General features: G+C 73.0%; 16 protein-coding genes. 6 read left to right on the top strand and 10 right to left on the bottom strand.

The features are described from left to right. Nucleotides 1-93 precede the first annotated feature (93 nt). The 5 genes from AB0I21_RS39585 to AB0I21_RS39565 all read right to left on the bottom strand — a co-directional run bounded on the left by AB0I21_RS39585 (nucleotide 94) and on the right by AB0I21_RS39565 (nucleotide 5,508). On the bottom strand, nucleotides 94-963 hold the full coding sequence (locus AB0I21_RS39585; RefSeq protein WP_360568821.1) for a potassium-transporting ATPase subunit C: 870 nt from the start codon (nucleotides 961-963) through the stop codon (nucleotides 94-96). After that, nucleotides 963-3,041, bottom strand: a complete 2,079-nt coding sequence (gene kdpB, locus AB0I21_RS39580; protein WP_360568820.1) for a potassium-transporting ATPase subunit KdpB — start codon at nucleotides 3,039-3,041, stop codon at nucleotides 963-965. The genes AB0I21_RS39585 and kdpB overlap by 1 nt, the downstream gene beginning before the upstream one ends. Continuing rightward, the gene (gene kdpA / locus AB0I21_RS39575) at nucleotides 3,038-4,699 is read right to left on the bottom strand and encodes a potassium-transporting ATPase subunit KdpA (RefSeq protein ID WP_360568819.1); all 1,662 of its coding nucleotides are present in this window, start codon (nucleotides 4,697-4,699) and stop codon (nucleotides 3,038-3,040) included. The genes kdpB and kdpA overlap by 4 nt, the downstream gene beginning before the upstream one ends. After that, nucleotides 4,699-4,788 (bottom strand): K(+)-transporting ATPase subunit F, encoded by a 90-nt coding sequence (kdpF, locus tag AB0I21_RS39570; RefSeq protein WP_344502038.1) that lies wholly within the window; start codon nucleotides 4,786-4,788, stop codon nucleotides 4,699-4,701. Before kdpF ends, kdpA begins: the two co-directional genes overlap by 1 nt. Before the next feature lie 261 nt (nucleotides 4,789-5,049). After that, nucleotides 5,050-5,508, bottom strand: a complete 459-nt coding sequence (locus AB0I21_RS39565) for a hypothetical protein (RefSeq protein ID WP_360568818.1) — start codon at nucleotides 5,506-5,508, stop codon at nucleotides 5,050-5,052. Between the two features lie 159 nt (nucleotides 5,509-5,667). Here AB0I21_RS39565 and AB0I21_RS39560 point away from each other — a divergent pair, with 159 nt between their 5' ends. Then, on the top strand, nucleotides 5,668-8,040 hold the full coding sequence (locus AB0I21_RS39560; protein ID WP_360568817.1) for a helix-turn-helix domain-containing protein: 2,373 nt from the start codon (nucleotides 5,668-5,670) through the stop codon (nucleotides 8,038-8,040). On the opposite strand, the gene AB0I21_RS39555 is transcribed toward AB0I21_RS39560, so the two are convergent. After that, a complete protein-coding gene (locus AB0I21_RS39555; protein ID WP_360568816.1) occupies nucleotides 8,006-8,671 on the bottom strand; it encodes a hemerythrin domain-containing protein in 666 nt (221 codons plus the stop codon). The two genes, AB0I21_RS39560 and AB0I21_RS39555, sit on opposite strands and share 35 nt — an antisense overlap. Nucleotides 8,672-8,881: 210 nt before the next feature. Here AB0I21_RS39555 and AB0I21_RS39550 point away from each other — a divergent pair, with 210 nt between their 5' ends. Then, the gene (locus AB0I21_RS39550) at nucleotides 8,882-11,305 is read left to right on the top strand and encodes a phosphoketolase family protein (protein ID WP_360568815.1); all 2,424 of its coding nucleotides are present in this window, start codon (nucleotides 8,882-8,884) and stop codon (nucleotides 11,303-11,305) included. A gap of 109 nt (nucleotides 11,306-11,414) precedes the next feature. Here the strand turns inward: AB0I21_RS39550 and AB0I21_RS39545 are convergent, their stop codons facing one another. Both AB0I21_RS39545 and AB0I21_RS39540 read right to left on the bottom strand, forming a co-directional pair. Beyond that, nucleotides 11,415-13,295 carry a glycoside hydrolase family 15 protein gene (locus tag AB0I21_RS39545; protein WP_360568814.1) on the bottom strand — a complete coding sequence of 627 codons (1,881 nt, stop codon included), beginning with the start codon at nucleotides 13,293-13,295 and terminating at the stop codon, nucleotides 11,415-11,417. A 137-nt stretch (nucleotides 13,296-13,432) separates the two neighbouring features. Continuing rightward, entirely contained in the window at nucleotides 13,433-13,864 is a 432-nt protein-coding gene (locus AB0I21_RS39540; RefSeq protein WP_360568813.1) for a hypothetical protein, read from the bottom strand. Nucleotides 13,865-14,134: 270 nt separating this feature from the next. On the opposite strand from AB0I21_RS39540, the gene AB0I21_RS39535 reads away from it, so the two are divergent. From AB0I21_RS39535 to gdhA, 3 genes are all read left to right on the top strand, one after another. Further along, the gene (locus AB0I21_RS39535; protein WP_360568824.1) at nucleotides 14,135-15,052 is read left to right on the top strand and encodes a YihY/virulence factor BrkB family protein; all 918 of its coding nucleotides are present in this window, start codon (nucleotides 14,135-14,137) and stop codon (nucleotides 15,050-15,052) included. Between the two features lie 62 nt (nucleotides 15,053-15,114). Next, nucleotides 15,115-15,834 carry a methyltransferase domain-containing protein gene (locus tag AB0I21_RS39530; protein ID WP_360568812.1) on the top strand — a complete coding sequence of 240 codons (720 nt, stop codon included), beginning with the start codon at nucleotides 15,115-15,117 and terminating at the stop codon, nucleotides 15,832-15,834. A 258-nt stretch (nucleotides 15,835-16,092) separates the two neighbouring features. Then, nucleotides 16,093-17,439 carry an NADP-specific glutamate dehydrogenase gene (gene gdhA / locus AB0I21_RS39525; RefSeq protein WP_360568811.1) on the top strand — a complete coding sequence of 449 codons (1,347 nt, stop codon included), beginning with the start codon at nucleotides 16,093-16,095 and terminating at the stop codon, nucleotides 17,437-17,439. 107 nt (nucleotides 17,440-17,546) lie between these two features. Here the strand turns inward: gdhA and AB0I21_RS39520 are convergent, their stop codons facing one another. Both AB0I21_RS39520 and AB0I21_RS39515 read right to left on the bottom strand, forming a co-directional pair. After that, on the bottom strand, nucleotides 17,547-18,590 hold the full coding sequence (locus AB0I21_RS39520) for a phosphotransferase family protein (protein WP_360568810.1): 1,044 nt from the start codon (nucleotides 18,588-18,590) through the stop codon (nucleotides 17,547-17,549). Then, nucleotides 18,583-19,770: an acyl-CoA dehydrogenase family protein gene (locus AB0I21_RS39515; RefSeq protein ID WP_360568809.1), complete on the bottom strand. Its 1,188-nt coding sequence runs from the start codon at nucleotides 19,768-19,770 to the stop codon at nucleotides 18,583-18,585. The genes AB0I21_RS39520 and AB0I21_RS39515 overlap by 8 nt, the downstream gene beginning before the upstream one ends. Before the next feature lie 105 nt (nucleotides 19,771-19,875). Here AB0I21_RS39515 and AB0I21_RS39510 point away from each other — a divergent pair, with 105 nt between their 5' ends. Continuing rightward, a complete protein-coding gene (locus AB0I21_RS39510; protein WP_360568808.1) occupies nucleotides 19,876-20,469 on the top strand; it encodes a TetR/AcrR family transcriptional regulator in 594 nt (197 codons plus the stop codon). Nucleotides 20,470-20,474 lie beyond the last annotated feature (5 nt).

Below are 20,474 nucleotides of genomic sequence, written 5' to 3'. Positions count from 1 at the left end.
TTTTTCTTTGGTTTGTTATTCCGATCTCCTGGGTCGCTCTTTTTTTTTTGTTGGGGCGGGCCGGCGGGGGGGTGGGCGGCGGGCCGGCACGGGTCAGCCGCGGACCGGGTGCGCGGCGTCGAGCGCCAGGTTCAGTTGTAGGACGTCGACGCCGGGCTCGCCGACGAACCCGAGCACCCGCCCGGTGGTGTACCTGTCGACCAGCCGCTGCGTGTCCGCCGCCGACATGCCGCGGGCGGCCGCGACCCGGTTCACCTGGAGCCGGGCGTAGGCGACGCTGATGTGCGGGTCGAGTCCGCTGCCGCTGGCGGTGACCGCGTCCGCGGGCACGGCCGGACGGTCCGGTGCGCCGCCGCGGACCGGCGTGACGACGCCCTTGCTGTAGTCCTCGCCGGGCACGGCGAGCTCGACCGCGACCCCGTTGTAGGTGGCGACGAACGGCGCGCCGGGGCCCGTCTCGTTGAGGCTGACGACACGGGTCACCGGGCCGGTGGCGCCGTCGCGGTGGAACACGGCGAGGACCGCGCCGACCCCGCCGGGCGTGCAGTAGGGCCGGCCGCCGTCGACGCCTTCGAGCTCGCCGGCGGCCTTGCTGCGGGCGCAGACCTGGGTGAGCAGGCTCGGCTTGCCGCCTTCGCCGAGGGTGTCGACGACGTTCTCCGGCCCGAGGTTGCTCGCCGACGTCGACGTGGGGTCGTAGCCGTTGCCGGCCGCGGACGGCCGGGACTGGAAGTACTGCCGGAGCGGGTGGCCGTCCGCGTCGGTGTACGACTGGCCGATGAGGCGGCTGCCGACGGTCTTGCCGTCCTTGGCGACGAGCGAGCCGTCGGCCCGGCCGGACAGGCCCGGGATCCGGCCGACGCCGACCATGAGCAGCGGGTAGGCGACGCCGAGCAGGACGGTGAGGACGAGCAGCGCGCGCAGGGCGGCGAGGTGCTGGCTGAGCCAGGCTGGGAGGCGCATCAGGAGATCCCCGGAATCCAGGCGATGAGCAGGTCGATGAGTTTGATGCCGATGAACGGGACGATGACGCCGCCGGCGCCGTACACGAGCAGGTTGCGGCGCAGCATCGACGCGGCGGACCCCGGCCGGTACCGGACCCCCCGCAGCGCGAGCGGGATGAGGGCGACGATGACGACGGCGTTGAAGATGACCGCGGACACGATCGCCGACGTCGGCGAGTCCAGGCGCATGATGTTGAGCCGGTCGAGGCCCGGGTAGATCGCGGCGAACATGGCCGGGATGATCGCGAAGTACTTGGCGATGTCGTTGGCGATCGAGAACGTGGTGAGGGCGCCGCGGGTGATGAGCAGCTGCTTGCCGATCTCGACGATCTCGATGAGCTTCGTGGGGTCGGAGTCGAGGTCGACCATGTTGCCGGCCTCCTTGGCGGCGCTGGTGCCGGTGTTCATGGCGACGCCGACGTCGGCCTGGGCGAGCGCCGGGGCGTCGTTGGTGCCGTCGCCGGTCATCGCGACGAGCTTGCCGCCCTCCTGCTCGCGTTTGATGAGCGCCATCTTGTCCTCGGGGGTGGCCTCGGCGAGGTAGTCGTCGACGCCGGCCTCCTCGGCGATCGCCTTCGCCGTCAGCGGGTTGTCGCCGGTGATCATGACGGTGCGGATGCCCATGCGGCGCATCGCGTCGAACCGCTCCCGCATGCCCTGCTTGACGACGTCCTTGAGGTGGATGACGCCGAGGGCGCGGGCCGGCCCGTCGCCGGTGCGTTCGGCGACGACGAGCGGCGTGCCGCCGGACGCGGAGACCGCGTCGACGATCGCGCCGACGTCGCTGGTCGGGTGCCCGCCGTTGTCCCGGACCCAGCGCATGACGGCCGCGGCGGCGCCCTTGCGGATCTGCCGGTCGCCGTCGACGTCGACCCCGGACATTCGGGTCTGCGCGGTGAACGGCACCCAGACGGCGCCGCCGAGCTCCCCGGCGGTGCGTTCCCGGAGCCCGTGCGCGGTCTTGGCGTGCACCACGACGCTGCGGCCCTCCGGCGTCTCGTCGGCGAGGCTGGACAGCTGCGCGGCGTCGGCCAGCTCCTGGTCGGTGACGGCGGCGGCGGGGAGGAACGCGGCGGCCTGCCGGTTGCCGAGGGTGATGGTGCCGGTCTTGTCCAGCAGCAGCGTGTTGACGTCGCCGGCGGCCTCGACGGCGCGGCCGGACATGGCCAGGACGTTGCGTTGCACGAGCCGGTCCATGCCGGCGATGCCGATCGCGGACAGCAGCGCCCCGATCGTGGTCGGGATGAGGCAGACGAGCAGCGACACGAGGACGATGCCGGTGACACCGTCGCCGTCGAGGGCGAGGCTGTCGGGCGCGAACGCCTGCACGCCCTTGGAGTAGATGGCGAGGGGCTGCAGGGTCGCGACGGCGAGCAGGAAGATGATGGTCAGCGAGGCGAGGAGGATGTTGAGGGCGATCTCGTTCGGGGTCTTCTGCCGGTTGGCGCCCTCGACGAGGGCGATCATCCGGTCGATGAAGCTCTCGCCCGGCTTCTGGGTGATCCGCACGACGATCCGGTCGGAGAGCACCCTGGTGCCGCCGGTGACGGCGCTGCGGTCGCCGCCGGACTCGCGGATGACGGGCGCGGACTCGCCGGTGATCGCGGACTCGTCGACGGAGGCGATGCCTTCGATGACGTCGCCGTCGCCCGGGATGATCTGGCCCGCCTCGACGACCACGACGTCGCCCTGCCGCAGTTCGCTCGCGCTTCTCGTCGTGCCGTCGCGCAGGTGCGCCACGGTGTCCTGCTTCGCCCGGCGCAGCGTCTCGGCCTGCGCCTTGCCCCGGCCCTCGGCGACGGCCTCGGCGAGGTTCGCGAACACCACCGTCAGCCACAGCCAGGCGGTGATGAGCCAGGCGAAGACGCTCGGGTGCAGGACGGCGAGGACGGTGGTGAAGACCGAGCCGATCTCGACGATGAACATGACCGGGTTGCGCCACAGCGTGGCGGGGTTGAGCTTGCGCAGGGCGTCCGGGGTGGACTTCCACAGCTGCCGGGGGTCGAGCAGCCCGCCGGCGACGGTCTGGGTGGTCATCGGATGCCTTCCGCGAGCGGGCCGAGCGCGAGGGCCGGCAGGTAGGTGAGGAGCACGACGACGACCGTGACCGCGACGACCATGCCGATGAAGAGGGGTTGGTACGTCCTGAGCGTCCCGGCCGACTGCGGCACGGGGGTCTGCCGGGCGAGGGAGCCGGCGAGGCCGAGGACGAGGATGATCGGCAGGAACCGGCCGAGGAGCATGCACAGCCCGAGGGCGGTGTTGTAGAACGTGGTGTTGACGGAGATGCCGGCGAACGCGGAGCCGTTGTTGTTCGACGCCGACGTGAACGCGTAGAGCACCTCGGACAGCCCGTGGGCGCCGGGGTTGGCCATGGACGCCCGCGCGGTCGCCGAGCCCATCGCGACGGCGGTGCCGACGAGGACCAGCGCCGGCGTGGTCAGCAGGTAGAGCGACGCGAACTTGATCTCGCGGGCGCCGATCTTCTTGCCCAGGTACTCCGGCGTCCGGCCGACCATCAGCCCGGCGACGAACACGGTGATGACGGCGAGGATCAGCATGCCGTACAGGCCGGAGCCGACACCGCCTGGCGCCACCTCGCCGAGCATCATGTTGAGCATCGTCACCATGCCGCCGAGCGACGTGTACGAGTCGTGGAACGAGTTGACCGCACCCGTCGACGTGAGCGTGGTGACGGCGGCGAAGGTCGCCGACTGCGACACCCCGAAGCGGGTCTCGGTGCCTTCCGTCGCCGCGCCGACGGCGGTGGGGACCGTCCCGCCGTGCGCGAGCTGCAGGGCGTTGATCGCGACGACGCTGCCGATCGCGAGGATCGCCATGATGCCCGCGATCGCCAGGCCCTGCCGCCGGTCGCCGACCATGCGGCCGAAGGTGCGGGGGAGGCTGAACGGGATGAGCAGGATCAGGAACAGCTCGATCCAGTTCGTCCAGCCGGTCGGGTTCTCGAACGGGTGGGCGCTGTTGGCGTTGTAGAACCCGCCGCCGTTGGTGCCGAGCTCCTTGATGACCTCCTGGCTGGCGACCGGCCCGCCGGTGATGGTCTGGCTGCCGCCGGTCAGCGTGGTGACGTCGGTGCCGCCGCTGAGGTTCTGCACCACGCCGCCGGCGATGAGCACGACCGCGGCGACGGCGGCGACCGGCAGCAGGATCCGCACGCAGATCCGGACCAGGTCGACCCAGAAGTTGCCGAGCTGCTCGGTCCTGGAGCGGGCGAACCCGCGGACGAGGGCGACCGCGACGGCGATGCCGACGGCGGCGGAGGCGAAGTTCTGCACGGCGAGGCCGGCCATCTGCACCAGGTGACCCATCGTCGACTCGCCCGAGTACGACTGCCAGTTGGTGTTGGTGACGAAGCTGACCGCCGTGTTCCAGGCCTGGTCGGGCTTGACCGGGTCGAAGCCCAGCGACAGCCACAGGTGGTTCTGGACCCGCTGGAACAGGTACAGGCCCAGGATCGAGACGGCGGAGAACGCCAGGACGCTGCGGGCGTACACGCCCCAGGACTGCTCGCCGTCGGGGTTCACGCCGACGGCCCGGTAGACGAGCCGCTCGGCGCGGGTGTGCCGGGTCGAGGTCACCGACCGGTACATGTGGTCACCGAACGGCTTGTACACCAGCACCAGAGCGAGGATCAGCGAGGCGATGAAGACGACGCCCGCTCCCGCGGTGCCCATCAGAACCGCTCCGGGAAGAGCAGGGCCGTCACCAGGAACGCGGTCAGGGCGACCGCGAGGACGAGACCGACGAGGTTCTCGGCGTTCACAGCCGCTCCACCGCCCGCACCACCAGGCCGAGGACCGCGAACAACGCGATCGTCAGCAGCACGAACCACAGGTCAGCCACGAGGGATCTCCTCCTTGATTCCACTTCGCGCGGCCGACGTCCGGCCGCATCCGAAGTGAAGCCCTGGCGGCATGCCCTGCCCAGATGCGTTGATGCGATCCATACGCCGCGACCGCGTCCTTGACGGTTTCTTAACGCCCGCCCGCGCCCGGCCCCGGCCCCGCGGCCGTCCCGGGCGGCGTCACCGCGGGGTGAGCGTCGTGCGCCGCAGCCGCTGTACCCCGAGGTACGCCGCCGTGACGAGCAGCCCGACGTAGACGTCGTTCTCGAACCACCCGAACGTCGTCTGCTGCCGCGGCCCGAACGTCGTCGGGTAGTAGAAGACGGAGATCGCCAGCAGGACCGTGAGGTAGGCGAGCACCGCCGCCTGCGCCGCGCGCCCGGTCCGCCGGGCCAGCACCGCCGCCCCGAACCCGACGACGTAGAACGCCCACGCGAGCGGGGTGGTCACGGTGAACGTGGGGTCCTCGATGCCTTCGACGCTCGCGTAGACGGTGTGCCCCGCCGACAGCGTGAAGGCCGCGACGAGCACGTTGGACATGTGGCGGCCGTACGGTGCCGTCCGCCTCCCGCTCGCGGTGCCGGTGGCGGTGTTGGTGCCGGTGCCGGTGGTAGGGGCGGTGGCCGGTGTCGTGGTCATGGTCTGTCCTCTCGTCGTGAGGGCGGGGATGCCGTCGGCTCCCAGCCTCGGGCCGCGCCGGGCGCCACCCCACCCACAGCGGGCCCACACCGGCACCACAGCCGGCCGCCGTCCCGTGTCGCGGCCGCCCTTGGCACCCGCGCGGCTAGCATCTGAGCTGTGGAGGGGGCGGCGGCATCCGGCGAGTTCGCCGCCGTGCTGCGCCGGCTGCGCGAGGCGCGGTCGCTGACCCAGGAGGAGCTCGCCGAGCGGTCGGGCCTCACGGCGAAGGCGATCGGCGCCCTCGAGCGCGGCGAACGGCGCCGGCCCTACCCGCACACGGTGCGCTCGCTCGCCGACGGGCTCGCCCTCGACGACGGCGACCGGGCGGCCCTCGTCGCCGCGGTCCCCAGCCGGGAGGCGTCCCCGTCCCCGGCCCCGGCCCCTGCCCCGGGCGTGTTCCCGGCCGCGGCCGCTGTCCCGTCGCCGGCCCCCGTCCCGGTGGGTCCTGGCACGCCGCTCATCGGCCGCGACGGCGAGCTCGCCGACCTGCTGGCCCTCGTCCGCTCGGGCACGCGCCGGCTGGTGACGGTCACCGGCCCCGGCGGGGTGGGCAAGACCCGGCTCGCGATGGAGGCGCTGCGCCTCGCGGCGCCGGGCTTCCCCGGCGGCGCCCGGGCCGTCGACCTGTCCGCGGTCCGGGAGCCGAAGCTCGTCGTGCCCGGGATCGCCGCGGCGCTCGGGCTGCCCGACGAGGTCGGCCTCGACCCGCTCGACGCGCTCGTGCCCCACCTGGCCGGCCTGCGGATGCTGCTGGTGCTCGACAACCTGGAGCAGCTGACCCAGGCGGCGCCGGCGCTCGCCGGCCTCGTGGCGCGCTGCCCTGAGCTGGTCGTGGTGGCGACCAGCCGCGCGCCGCTGCGGGTGCGCGCCGAGCACGAGCTCGTGCTGGGGCCGCTCACCACGCCCGCCGGCGACGACGTGGACGCGGTGGCGTCCTCGCCCGCCGTCGCGCTGCTCCTCGACCGGGCCGCGGCCGCCGGGTCCCCCACGGCCGTCACCGCCGCCGACGCTCCCGCCCTGGCCGCGATCGTCCGGCGGCTCGACGGGCTCCCCCTCGCGGTCGAGCTCGCGGCGCCCGGCCTGCGGCTGCTCACCCCGCCGGCCCTCCTCACCCGGCTGGAGCGGCAGGGCCCCGGCGCCGGCCCGCGCGACCTGCCCGAGCGGCACCGCACGATGGCCGCGGTGCTGGAGTGGAGCATGGACCTCCTCGAGCCCGAGGAGGTCGCCCTCTTCGAGCGCCTCGCGGTCCTCAGCGGCGGGTGCTCCCTCGACGCGATCGAGGCCGTCGCCGGCGAAGACGCCGACGTGCTGCCCGCCCTCGGCGCGCTCGTCGACCAGTCGCTGGTGCTCCGGGTGCCGTCGCCCGACCCGCAGCCACGCTTCCGGCTGCTGGAGCCGGTGCGGCAGTTCGCGATGCGGCGGCTGCACGCGTCGGGGCTGGCCACCGCGACCGCCGACCGGCACGCCGCGCACTTCCACGCGCGGGCCACGGCCTCGGCGGTACTACTGGAAGGGCCTGACCTCGCGGCCGAGCTCGACCGGCTCGACGCCGACCACGCCAACCTGCGCTCGGCCTTCCTCCGCCTGCTCGAGCTCGACCGGGACGTGGACGCCGCCGAGCTCGCCGGGAGCGTCTGGCTCTATCTCGCGCTGCGCGGCCACGCCCGCGAAGGGCTCGCGTGGCTGGAGCGGATCGGCCCCGGGGCCTCCGACGTCGCCCGTTGCCGCGCCCTGGCCGGCCGGCTCGGGCTGCAGTTGCTGGCCGGCGACCTCGCCTCGATGCTGCGCGACGCCGGCGTCGCGGTGGCGCTGGCCGGTCGGGTGGCCGAGCCGGCCGTGACGTGCGAGGTCCTGATCCTGGCCGGCCAGGCGGCGGTCTTCGCGGGCGCCCTCGACGACGCGGACGCGCTGCTGGGCCGCGCGCTGACGCAGGCCGAGGCCGCCGGACGTCGGTGGGTGGCCGTGCACGCCCGGCTCGCGCGGTGCCAGCTCGCCCTCGTCGCGGGCGACCTCGCGACGGCCGGGCTGACCCTGCCGGAGGTGGTGCGCGCGGCCCGCGCGGCCGGCAACGCCTTCACCCTCGCCACCGCGCTCAACGTGCACGCGACGCTCACCGAGCTGCTCGGCGACGAGCCGGCGACCGCCACGCTGCTCGGCGAGGCGGTGGCCCTGTCGCTCGCCGCCCGGATGAGCTGGACCCTCGGCTACGCGCTGCCCGCCCTGGCGAGCCTCGCGCAGCGGGTCGGCGACCCGGTGTCCGCGGCCTGGCTCTTCGGGGCGGGCGCCTCGATCTCGGCGGCCGACGCCGTCGACCCCACCTTCCCGGTCTCGCGGGCGCTGTCCGACCGCGGGCTCGACGCCACCCGGGCCGCCCTCGGGGAGCAGGCGTTCACCCGCGAGTGGGACGCAGGGCGGGCCGCGAGCGGTGCCGAGATCCAGGCCCGCGCCGCGGTGGTCACGACGCGCGCAGGCGGCGGACGTAGCGGCTGAACTGCCAGGCGCCGGCGGTCTTCAGCAGCAACCGGACCGGCAGCGGGAGGTTGCCGAGCATGCGGGCGCGCTCCTCGCCGTCGGCGTCCTGCAGCACCAGGCCGAACATGATTGGCAGCTGGCCGGGGGTCATCGTGTCCTTGCCGTGCTGCCCCATCTGGTTCCACTCGGCGGCGGTGACGTGGCGCGAGGCCAGCGGCAGCACCTCGCGCTCCTCGAGGTCGAGGTGCTCGAGCAGGGCCGCCGTGAACCGCTCGCAGAGGGCCGCAAGACGCTCGCCGCCGGCCTCGGTCGGGGCGGCCTCCCAGGCGGCGAGCGCGGGGGTGACGGCCTCGACGAGCTCGTCGATGCCGTGATGCTGGGCCTGCATCGTCTCGACGAGCCCGGTCGACGGCGCGGACCGCTCGAGCAGCAACGGCCAGAGCACGATGTCCTCGCCGGTGTGGTGCATCTCGAGGCCGGCGGCGCACAGGCGCAGGTGCTCCGCGACGATCCTCGCGCGGCGGGTGTCGCCCGCGGGGGTACGGCGGACAAGGCCGGCGGCGGCGCCGAACTCCCGCCGGAAGGCGCGGTGGACGACCACCATCTCGTGGACGTCGGGACGCTGGTCGGTGCGGGTCAGGGCGGTCACGGTGCCTCCTCGTGGCGGGACGGATCTGGTGCGTCCAGCCTCCGGCCGGCGCCGGCCCCACCCCACCCACAGCGCCCACACACTCGCCCCACAGCCCCGCGGGCCCGGGGGTGAACGGCCGGGTTGTGCCCGCCGACGCGATCACCGTCCTTGCCGGACAAGGCCGACAATTCGGGTAGCACGTTCAGCCGTTCCGGGAGGTAGGCCGCCATGCTCAAGTTCGACGTGCAGCACTCCAGCGCGGTCCGCACCACCGAGGAGCGCGAGGCCGCGGCGGCCGGGCCGCTCCCCCCGACCCTGCTCGACCAGATGCAGCGGTACTGGCAGGCCGCCAACTACCTGACCCTCGCGCAGATCTACCTCCGCGACAACCCCCTGCTGCGCGAGCCGCTGCGGCCGGAGCACGTCAAGCCCCGGCTGCTCGGCCACTGGGGCACCTCACCCGGCCTGAACCTGGTCTACGTCCACCTGAACCGGCTGATCCGGGAGCGCGACGCCGACGTCATCTACCTGGCCGGCCCGGGCCACGGCGGACCGGCGCTGGTCGGCAACGCGTACCTCGAGGGCACCTACTCGGAGGTCTACCCCGAGGTGACGCGGGACGCGGCGGGCCTGCGGCTGCTGTGCCGCCGCTTCTCGACCCCGGGCGGGGTCCCCAGCCACGTCAGCGTGCAGACCCCGGGCTCGATCCACGAGGGCGGCGAGCTGGGCTACGTGCTGGCCCACGCGTTCGGCGCGGCCTTCGACGCGCCGGACCTGATCGTCGCCGCGGTGGTCGGCGACGGCGAGGCGGAGTGCGGGCCGCTGGCCGGAGCCTGGCGCGGCACCGCCTTCCTCAACCCGGCCCGCGACGGCGCGGTGCTGCCGATCCTGCACCTCAACGGGTACAAGATCAGCGGACCCGCCGTGATCGCCCGCGACAGCGACGCCGACATCGCGGCGTTTCTGCAGGGCAACGGCTACGACGCCCGGTTCGTCGAGGGCGACGACCCGCGGCACGTGCACCAGGCGTTCGCGGCGACGCTCGACTGGTGCTACGACCGCATCCGCGGCATCCAGCGCGACGCCCGGGCCGGCGGCGTGACCGGGCGGCCCCGCTGGCCGGCCATCGTGCTGCGCACCCCCAAGGGCTGGACGGGCCCGAAGGAGGTGGACGGGCAGCCCGCGGAGGGCACCTTCCGGTCGCACCAGGTGCCGATGACGGACGTCCGCACGAACCCGGCGCACCTGGCGCAGCTGGAGTCCTGGATGCGCTCCTACCGGCCGGAGGCGCTGTTCGACGGCGACGGCAGGCTCGTGCCCGACCTCGCCGCCCTCGCGCCGCGGGGCGACCGCCGCATGAGCGCCAACCCGCGGGCGAACGGCGGCACGGTGCTGGTCGACCTGGACCTGCCGGACTTCCGCGACTACGCCGTCGCCGTCGACCGGCCGGCCGTGGTGCGGGGGGAGTCGACCCGGCAGCTGGGCAAGCTGCTGCGCGACGTGTTCGTCCGCAACGCCGGGGCGGCGAACTTCCGGCTGTTCTGCCCGGACGAGACGAACTCCAACCGCCTCGGCGACGTCTTCGAGGTGGAGAACCGGTGCTTCGTCGGCCCCGGCCTGGACGTCGACGACCACCTGTCGGCGGACGGCCGCGTCATGGAGGTGCTGAGCGAGCACCTGTGCGAGGGCTGGCTGGAGGGCTACACGCTGACCGGCCGGCACGGGCTCTTCGCCACCTACGAGGCGTTCGCGATGGTCTCGGCGTCGATGACGGTGCAGCACACCAAGTGGCTGCAGGAGGCGAGAAATCTCCCGTGGCGGGCGCCGGTCGCGTCGCTGAACATCCTGCTCACCTCGACGTGCTGGCGCAACGACCACAACGGCTTCAGCCACCAGGGTCCCGGCCTGATCGACGTGATGCTGTCCAAGCGGGGCAGCGTGACCCGCATCTACCTGCCCCCCGACGCCAACTGCCTGCTCTCGGTCGCCGACCACTGCCTGCGCAGCCGCGACTACGTGAACCTGATCGTGATCGACAAACAGCCGCAGCTGCAGTTCCTGGACATGGCGGCGGCGATCGAGCACTGCGCGAACGGCGCGTCGATCTGGCACCGGGCCGGCACCGACGACGGCGGGGAGCCGGACGTGGTGCTCGGCTCGGCCGGTGACATCCCGACGCTGGAGACGCTCGCGGCCGCCTGGTATCTGCGCCGGCTCGTCCCGGACCTGCGCGTCCGCGTCGTGAACGTGGTCGACCTGATGCGGCTCTTCCCGACCCGGCACCACCCGCACGGCATGACCGAGGCGCAGTTCGTCGACCTGTTCACCGCGGACAAGCCGGTCGTGTTCGCGTTCCACGGCTACCAGCGGGCGATCCACGAGATCGTGCACGGGCACCCGGACGTCGACCGCATCCACGTGCGCGGCTTCAACGAGCAGGGGACGACCACCACACCGTTCCAGATGGTCGTGCTGAACGAGATGAGCCGGTTCCACCTGGCGGCCGAGGCGATCCGGCGGGTACCGCGGCTGCGCGACCGCGCTCCCGGGCTGCTGGCCGAGTGCGACGCGCGCATCGCCGAGGCCAACGCGTACGCCCGCGAGCACTTCGAGGACCAGCCCGAGATCCGCGACTGGGTCTGGAGCGACTGAACCCGGGACCGGATCCGGAGCGCGACGGCAGGAGGGCAACGGTGGGCGACGGTGCCGGCCAGGCGCCCGCCCCCGGTCGCCGGGCGAGCACCGCCGGCCCGCGGACCGGTCAGGCCGATGAGGTCGCCATGCCGTGGCGCAGCACCGGCTCGACGACCCCGCCCGGGCCGTGGTCGAGCTGGTAGTCGAGGTTCATCGCGGCGCTGATGAGGGCGAGGTGGCTGAAGGCCTGCGGGAAGTTCCCGATCTGCTCGCCGGTCGGCGCGATCTCCTCGGCGTACAGCCCGAGATGGTTGCTGTAGGTCAGCATCTTCTCGAAGGTCAGCCGGGCGTCGTCCAGCCGGCCCGCGCGGGCGAGGGCGTCGACGTACCAGAAGCTGCACATCGTGAACGTGCCCTCCGAGCCGCGCAGCCCGTCCGGGGACGCCATCGGGTCGTAGCGGTAGAGCAGGCTGTCGGCGACCAGCTCCTCCTCCATCGCGCGCAGCGTGGTGTGCCACATCGGGTCCGTCGGCGCGAGGAAGCCGACCAGGGGCATGTACAGCAGCGACGCGTCCAGCACCTCGGTGTCGTAGTGCTGGACGAACGCCTCCCGCTTGGGGTGGAAGGCGCGCTGGATGACCTGCCGGTAGACCATGTCGCGCATGTTGGTCCAGCGACCGAGGTCGGCGGGCCGGGCCCGGTGCTGGGCGAGCTGGATCGCCCGGTCGAAGGCGACCCACGACATCACCCGCCCGTAGGTGAAGTCCTGCCGGCCGCCACGGGTCTCCCAGATCCCGTCGTCGGGCTGGTCCCAGTGTTCGCAGAGCCACTCGATCACGTGCGAGACGTGCTGCCACGCACCGTGGGACAGCTGCAGTCCGTGCTCGTCGGCGAGGTGGAGCGAGTCCAGTGCCTCGCCATAGATGTCGAGCTGGAACTGGGCCGCGGCGGCGTTACCGATCCGCACCGGGGACGACTGCCGGTACCCCTCCAGGTGATCGAGGATCTCCTCGTCGAGGTCCGGGGAGCCGTCGATCCGGTACATGATCTGCAGGGGCGACGAGTGCTCGCTCGCGTGCTGCACACGGTCGTTGAGCCAGTGCAGAAACGCCTCCGCCTCGGCGGTGAAGCCCAGCCCCAGCAACGCGTAGACGGAGAACGAGGCGTCGCGGACCCAGGTGTAGCGGTAGTCCCAGTTCCGCTCGCCGCCGATCTGCTCGGGGAGCCCGGCGGTCGGCGCCGCGACCAGCGCTCCGGTCGGCGCGTAGGTCATGAGCTTGAGCGTCATCGCGGCGCGCTCCACCATCTCCCGCCACCGCCCCTTGTACCGGGAACGACCGATCCAGCCGCGCCAGAAGTCCCGGGTCTGCTGGAACATCTCGACGATCTCGTCGGCGGACACCGCCCGGAGTGGTCCCGCGGGCTGGGTCTCCAGGACCAGGCCGCCGACGTCGCCGGCGGACAGGGTGCCGATCAGGCGGAGGCCGTCGTCGCTGCGCTGGAGGTCCTCGGGCCGGAAGAGCTGCTCGCCGCGGCGGGCGGGGTTGACGTTCACCGTGAAGCCGGGGCTGCGGAACGCGACGCCGTCAGGGGTGATCTCGACCTCGTGCGCGTCACGCCCGTAGTTGAACCGTGGGTGGCACTCGATCCGGAACCGCATCCGGCCGCGGACGACCCGCACCATACGGACGAGGCGGTGCACATCGGTGGGGTGGTCGCCCGCGATCGGCATGAAGTCGATCAGCTCGCCCACGCCGTCCGCGCTGAGGAAGCGCGTGATGAGGATCGGCGTGCCGGGCAGGTAGAGCTGCTTGCTGACGTACGAGATGCCGTCCGGGACGACCTGGAAGGAGCCGCCCTTGCTGTGGTCGAGCAGCGCGGCGAAGATGCTCGGCGAATCGAAGCGCGGTGCGCAGAACCAGTCGATGACGCCGTCGTTCGTCACGAGGGCCGCGGTCTGCAGATCGCCGATCAGCCCGTGATCCTCGATGGCCGGATATGCGTTCACGGCGGGCCTCCCGACTCGTGCTGCTGCGGCGCACCCCCGCACGCCTGCTGTCGTGCGTGCGGGTGCCCAACTGCAACCGTTGTCGCGCCGCCGCCGGCCGCCTCGCCCGAAAGGAGTGACGATCGCCGCGCCGGCCGTCACTCCGGGACGCTGCGGCCCTGCACGGCCAGCGCCCAGATGACGAACACGTCCAGCGCGATGATCAGCAGCGACCACAGCGGGTAGTAGGGCAGGAACATGAAGTTGGCGATGGCGCTCAGCCCGGCCAGGACGATGCCCACGACCCGGGCCCACAGCCGTCCGGAGAACACCGCGCAGCCCGCCAGGAGCACCACGACGCCCACGGCGAGGTGGATCCATCCCCACCCGGTCACGTCGAACGTGTACAGATAGTCCGCCGTGACGACGAAGAACCTGTTCTCGACGATCGCCGCCAGGCCGGTGGCGATGTGGAACAGGCCACCGATGATCATCATGATCCCGGCGAAGACGGTGAAGCCGCCGGCCCATTCGCCGGAGGCGTCCTCCCGGACGGCCACCGTCTCCTGCTGCGCGCTCTGTTCAGCCATGCTCGGCACTCCCTCCACTCAACGGGCGCCGGGCAACAGGTCACGCGGGCGCGTCACCTGGTCAGCGTCCACAACGCCGGATGCGGGACAGACGGCATCGGCCCTACCCCCGCGGACCGCGGGCAATCCTGCCGCGACCGCTCCCGTCCCGGACGCCGCACGGGGGCGGACGGCCGGCGTGACGCGGGGGCGGCGGGGTAACTGGTCGCGGTGGTCGCGTGGTTGGATCGTTTCCAGCGTCGGCACGTCTGGCTGGGATTCCCGTTGGCGGTGGTCTACAAGTTCGTCGACGACCGCGGCACGTACCTCGCCGCGATGGTGACCTACTACGGCTTCGTCTCGCTGTTTCCGCTGACGCTGTTGTTCCTCACCGCGCTGGGCTTCTTCCTGGAGGCCAACCCCGAGCTGCACCAGGAGCTGGTGCAGTCGGCGGTGGGGGACCTGCCGGCCATCGGCCCGGAGCTGCAGCGCAACGTCAGCGGGCTGGTCGGCAGCGGCACGCGCCTGGTGCTCAGCGTCCTCGGCGCGCTGTACGGCGGGCTGGGCGCGATGCAGGCCGCGCAGGCCGGCATCAACCACATCTACGGCGTCCCGCGCAACGAGCAACCCAATCCGATGCGGTCCAGGCTGCGCAGCCTCGGGCTGCTGCTGATCCTCGGCGGCGCGGTGCTGCTGTCGGCGGCGGCCGCGACGTTCGTGGCCTTCGCCAACGAGCTCACCGGCCGGTCCGGGCCCAGTCCGCAGATCCTCGGCTACCTGCTGACGTTCGTGATCAACGCCGCCCTGTTCACCGCGGCGATGCAGCTGCTGACCGCCCGGCAGCTGCGGGTGCGCCAGGTCATCACCGGCGGGTTGATCGCCGCCACCTCCTGGATGGCGCTGCAGACCGTCGGCGCCCAGTACGTCGCCGCCCGGCTCAGCCGCGCGAGCGAGCTCTACGGCACGTTCGGGCTCGTCCTGGCCGCGCTCGCCTGGATCTACCTGCAGGCGCTCGTGCTGATGCTCTGCGCCGAGATCAACATGATCCTGACCTACCGCCTGTGGCCCCGGGCCCTGCTCACCCAGTTCACCGAGGACGTCGAGCTGACCGAGGCCGACCGGCGCATCTACACGTCGTTCGCGACCGCGCAGCAATTCAAGGCCTTCGAGACGATCCAGGTCGACTTCGGCCCGCCGCCGCGAGGATAGGCGCCGCGGCCGCCGCCACGGCCCTCCGTCGCGAGGACAGGCGCCGGCGCGACCGCCCGCGCTTGAACGCCGGCGTCGACGGGCCGACCATCATGGGGGTGCCGCCGCCGGCGGCGACCGTTCCTCCCCGCGCCGAAGGGACCACTGTGACCAGGGACGCCGAGACGCCCACGGCCCGCCAGCAGCGGGTGTGGGACCGCAACGCACCCGGCTACGACAGGCAGATCGGCTTCTTCGAACGGGTCTGGTTCACCGGCGGACGGGAGTGGCTCGGCGAACGCGCGCACGGCCGGGTCCTCGAGGTCGCCGTCGGCACCGGCCGCAGCCTGCCCCATTACCGGCCCGGCGTCGTCCTCACCGGCATCGAGCTGAGCCCCGCGATGCTGGCCATCGCCCGGCGGCGCGCCGCCGACCTCGGCCGCCCCGCCGACCTGCGGCAGGGCGACGCCGAGCGGCTGCCCTTCGCGGACGGCACCTTCGACACCGTGGTGTGCGCGCTGTCGCTGTGCACCATCCCGCACCCGGCCGCCGCGATCGCCGAGATGCACCGCGTCCTCGTCCCCGGCGGCACCCTGCTGCTGCTCGACCACATCGGCAGCAGCTGGCCGCCGGTCCGCGCCGCCCAGTGGCTGCTCGAGCAGCTCACCGGCCGCGCGGCGGGGGAGTACTTCACCCGCCGCCAGCTGCCCCTGGTGCGCGCCGCCGGCTTCGCCGTCGAGGAGACGGAGCGGCGCAAGGCCGGCACCGTCGAACGCGTCCATGCCCGCAAGCCGGCCGCCTGAGCGCTACCGGTAGCCGGAGGCCACCACGCGCCGTCCACTCCCGAGGCAAGGCCCGACCGGTGTGTGTGCTGATCAACACGGATGGTCGCGTCGTGGTTGCAGCGATGCAACGATGAACGGGAGGTAAACACGCGATGTTGCTCGGCCTGGCTTCAGCAGGGCACGGCCCCGCGCGAGGCGAGTCCGGTCCACAACGGTGTGGGTGTCCCGGCACTCGGCTCAGCGGGTGCTCGGACAGGCCAAACCGGAAGGACGACGGTGTCGGTACAGGACAAACTTGACTCGATCTTCACCGCGGTGGTCCACCGCAACCCTGGTGAGAGCGAGTTCCACCAGGCGGTTCGCGAGGTGCTCGACAGCGTCGCCCCCGCGCTGGGCAAGCACCCGGAGTACGCCCAGGCCAAGATCATCGAGCGGATCTGCGAGCCGGAGCGGCAGATCATCTTCCGGGTGCCGTGGGAGGACGACCGGGGCGAGGTGCACATCAACCGCGGCTTCCGGGTCGAGTTCAACTCCGCGCTGGGCCCGTACAAGGGCGGCCTGCGGTTCCACCCGTCGGTCTACCTCGGCATCGTGAAGTTCCTCGGGTTCGAGCAGCTGTTCAAGAACGCGCTGACCGGCATGCCGATCGGCGGCGGCAAGGGCGGGTCGGACTTCGACCCGAAGGGCCGCTCCGACCGTGAGGTGATGCGGTTCTGCCAGTCGTTCATGACCGAGCTGTACCGGCACATCGGCGAGTACACCGACGTGCCCGCCGGCGACATCGGCGTCGGCGGCCGGGAGATCGGCTACCTGTTCGGGCAGTACAAGCGGATCACGAACCGGTACGAGTCCGGGGTGCTCACCGGCAAGGGTCTCGTGTACGGCGGTGCCCAGGTGCGCCGGGAGGCGACCGGCTACGGCGCGGTGTACTTCGCCGAGGAGATGCTGCGCGCCGCCGGCGACGGCATCGAGGGCAAGCGCGTGGTCGTGTCCGGCTCCGGCAACGTGGCCATCTACGCGATCGAGAAGGTGCACCAGCTCGGCGGCCTCGTGGTGGCCTGCTCCGACTCGTCCGGCTACGTGCGCGACGACAAGGGCATCGACGTGGCGGTCCTCAAGGAGGTCAAGGAGGTCCGGCGGGAGCGGATCGAGCAGTACGTCCACCACCGTCCCGGGGCGACCTTCACGCCCGGTGGCGGGCTGTGGCGGGACGTGCCGTGCGCGGTCGCCATCCCGAGCGCCACGCAGAACGAGATCGACGCGGACGACGCGGCCGCGCTGGTCGCCGGCGGCTGCGTGGCGGTGGTGGAGGGGGCGAACATGCCGACGACGCCGGCGGCGGTCCGCGTGTTCGCCGAAGCCGGGGTGCGCTTCGCGCCGGGCAAGGCCGCCAACGCCGGCGGGGTCGCCGCCAGCGCGCTGGAGATGCAGCAGAACGCCAGCCGCGACTCGTGGACGTTCGAACACTCCGAGCAGCGGCTGCACGGCATCATGCGCGACATCCACGCCCGCTGCTACGCCACCGCGGAGGAGTACGGCATGCCGGGCAACTACGTCGCCGGCGCCAACATCGACGGCTTCCGGATGGTCGCCGAGGCGATGCTCGCCCACGGCCTGATCTGACCCACCGGCGCCAGGGGCGCCGCACCCGTGTCGCGGGACCGGTCCCCACCGCGGGGCCGGTCCCGGGCCGGCGCGGTGGCGGCTGATCAGCTCGTCTGCGGCACGGCTCAGGCGCCTGACTCGTCCAGCCGGCGCAGGCCGCAGGCGACGAGCACCGGCACCGCGGCGCCGACGTCGTCGTAGCCGGCGGTGACCGTCTTCCCGCCGAGGAACCGCGCGTGCACGCCCTCCAGGATCACCGCGAGCTTCATCGCGGCGAGCGCCAGGTGGAACGGCAGCGTCGTCAGGTCGCGGCCGGTCCGCACGGCATACCGCTCGGCCAGCTCGTGGGTCCGCGGGAAGCCCTCGTGCGCGGTCACGCCGGCGGCCACCGGGATCAGGCCGCGCTCGTCGTCGCCGGGGTCGTGCCAGTAGGACAGCGCCACGCCGAGGTCGGCGAGCGGATCACCCAGGGTGCACAGCTCCCAGTCCAGCACGGCGGTGATCCGCGCCGGCCCGGTCAGGTCGACGACCGTGTTGTCGAGCCGGTAGTCGCCGTGCACCAGCGCCGACCCGGCCTGCGCCGGCAGCCGCTCGGCGAGCCGGGCCAGCAGGCGGTCCATGTCCGGCAGGTCCCGGGTCCGCGACCGCTCCCACTGCCCGCCCCAGCGCCGCAGCTGCCGTGCCGCGTAGCCGTCCGGCCGCCCGTGGTCGGCCAGCCCGACCGCCGCCGGCTCGATCGCGTGCAGGTCGGCGAGCGTGGTGATCAGCCGGTCGGCCAGCTCGGACCGCACCGCGGGGGACAGCTCCGCGGTGTCCGCGGCGGTGCGCAGCACCCGCCCCCGAGCCTCGGTCATGACGTAGAACGGGCGGCCGAGGACCTCCTCGTCGGTGCACAGCGCCAGCGTCTCCGGCACCGGCACCGCCGTGCCGCCCAGGGCGGTGAGGACGCGGTGCTCGCGGCGCATGTCGTGCGCGCTCGGCAGCACCTCGCCCAGCGGCGGCCGGCGCAGGATCACCGCCTCGCCGCCGGCGGGCACGATCCGGTACGTGATGTTGGACAGCCCGCCGGAGATGAGCTCGGCGTCCCAGCCGCCGGGGAAGCGCTCCGGCAGGTGCTCGCGCAGCCACGCCCCGATCCGGTCGGACGGCAGCCCCGGAAGCTCAGGCATCGGTGGTCCGCCGGCCCTCGGCGCGCCGCACGACCCGGCGGGCGATGGACATCCGGTGCACCTCGGAGGCGCCGTCGTAGATGCGGAACGCGCGGATGTCGGCGTAGATGCGGCCGATCACGAGCTCGTCCGACGTGCCCATCCCACCGGCCAGCTGCACCGCGCGGTCGACCACCCGGCAGGCCGCCTCGCTGATGAAGACCTTGGCCCGCGACGACTCCTCGGTGCCGCGGGCGCCCTCGGCGATCTGCCAGCAGGCGTGCCACAACAGGGCCCGCGCCGCGGCGAGGTCGATCTCGTTGTCGGCGATCAGCTGCTGTGCCATCCCGTGGCTCGCCAGCGGGGCGCCGAAGAGCTCCCGGCCGAGCGCCCGGTCCAGGGCGATCCCGTGCGCCCGGCGGGCGGCGCCGAGCCAGCGCATGCAGTGGGTCAGCCGGGCCGGGGCGAGACGGACCTGCGCGTACCGGAAACCCTGCCCCGGCTCGCCGAGCACCGCCGCGTCCGGGACGAACGCGCCGTCGAACGCCACCTGGCAGTGGCCGCCGGGCATGGTGGCGTCCAGGGTCCGCGCGTGGGCGCCCACCGTCATGCCCGGGTTGTCCGCGTCGACGAGGAACATGCTCGCGCCGTCGCGGTCGTCGTGCCGGGCCATGACGATCGCGAAGGCCGCGCCGTCCGCGCCGGTGATCAGGTGCTTGTGGCCGGTGATGCGCCAGCCGCCGGGCGCGCGGGTGGCGGTGGTGCGCAGCGCGGCCGGGTCCGAGCCCGCGCCCGGCGGCGGCTCGGTCATCGCGAAGCAGGACCGCACGTCGCCGGCGGCCAGCGGCCGCAGGTACGCGTCCCGCTGCTCGCCGGTGGCCACCGCGTCGAGCAGGTGGATGTTGCCCTCGTCGGGTGCCGCGCAGTTCAGCGCCAGCGGGCCGAGCAGGCTGGTGCCGGCCTCCTCGAGCAGCACCGCGGCCTCGTCGAAGCGGAACCCGCCGCCGCCCAGCCCGGCGCTCACCTGCGGCGCCCACACGCCGGCCGCGCGGGCGGCCCGCTGCAGCTCGGCGCGCAGCGCGTCGGTGACCCCATCGGCAAACGCGTCCTGCTCGCGGGGGATCACCTCGTCGCGGACGAACGCGGCGATCCGGTCCCGCCACTCGGTGGTCCGCTCGCTCAGCGAGAAGTCGAAGCTCATGACCCCTCCCGTCTCCGGTCCGCCGTCCGCTTGCTAACCGTCATTAGCGCAGTTTAGGTATGCTGTTACGAGTAAAGTCAAGCAATAGTGATGAGTAGGCTAACGATGATTAGCGAGCCAGGCCTGGAGGCGGCGGAGATCCGCCGTGCCGCGCTGCGCCTCTTCGCCGACCGCGGCTACCGCGCCACCACCATGGCCGACGTCGGCGCCGCGGTCGGCGTCCGCGGGCCGAGCCTCTACCGGCACGTCAGGTCCAAGCAGGACCTGCTGGTCGCCGTCATGGTCGAGACCATGGAGGCGCTGCTGGACGCGCAGCGCGCCGCCGCCGGCGCCGGGGGCGGACCGGTCCTGCGGCTGCGCCGGATGGTCGAGGCCCACGTCCGATACCACGCCGGCCACCGCGACCAGGCCTTCGTCGGCAACCGCGAGATCGGCAACCTGGAGCAGCCCGCCCGCGACCGGATCCTGGCCATGCGGGCGGCCTACGAGCGCACCCTGCGCGGCGTGATCGAGGAGGGCCGCGACGCGGGCGTCTTCGCCGTCGAGCACCCGCGCCTGGCGTCGTACTCGATCCTCGACATGGGCATCGGCGTGGCGGCCTGGTTCCGCCCGGACGGCCCGCACAGCGTGGAGCAGGTCGCCTACACGTACGCCGACCAGGCCATCCGCATGCTCGCACCGGCCCCGCCGGACCGTTGACCCCC

The organism is Dactylosporangium sp. NPDC050588 (assembly GCF_040654975.1).
Classification (GTDB): domain Bacteria; phylum Actinomycetota; class Actinomycetes; order Mycobacteriales; family Micromonosporaceae; genus Dactylosporangium; species Dactylosporangium maewongense.
Note: the sequence above shows the minus strand (reverse complement) of the source record. Positions and strands in the feature narration are given on the sequence as shown.

Bases quoted from the DNA above. Each gene is read 5' to 3' on its own strand.
- AB0I21_RS39510 (WP_360568808.1), top strand. From the start codon at position 19,876: ATGATTAGCGAGCCAGGCCTGGAGGCGGCGGAGATCCGCCGTGCCGCG.
- AB0I21_RS39585 (WP_360568821.1), bottom strand. From the start codon at position 963: ATGCGCCTCCCAGCCTGGCTCAGCCAGCACCTCGCCGCCCTGCGCGCG.
- AB0I21_RS39550 (WP_360568815.1), top strand. From the start codon at position 8,882: ATGCTCAAGTTCGACGTGCAGCACTCCAGCGCGGTCCGCACCACCGAG.
- kdpA (WP_360568819.1), bottom strand. From the start codon at position 4,699: ATGGGCACCGCGGGAGCGGGCGTCGTCTTCATCGCCTCGCTGATCCTC.
- kdpB (WP_360568820.1), bottom strand. From the start codon at position 3,041: ATGACCACCCAGACCGTCGCCGGCGGGCTGCTCGACCCCCGGCAGCTG.
- AB0I21_RS39515 (WP_360568809.1), bottom strand. From the start codon at position 19,770: ATGAGCTTCGACTTCTCGCTGAGCGAGCGGACCACCGAGTGGCGGGAC.
- AB0I21_RS39565 (WP_360568818.1), bottom strand. From the start codon at position 5,508: ATGACCACGACACCGGCCACCGCCCCTACCACCGGCACCGGCACCAAC.
- AB0I21_RS39520 (WP_360568810.1), bottom strand. From the start codon at position 18,590: ATGCCTGAGCTTCCGGGGCTGCCGTCCGACCGGATCGGGGCGTGGCTG.
- AB0I21_RS39540 (WP_360568813.1), bottom strand. From the start codon at position 13,864: ATGGCTGAACAGAGCGCGCAGCAGGAGACGGTGGCCGTCCGGGAGGAC.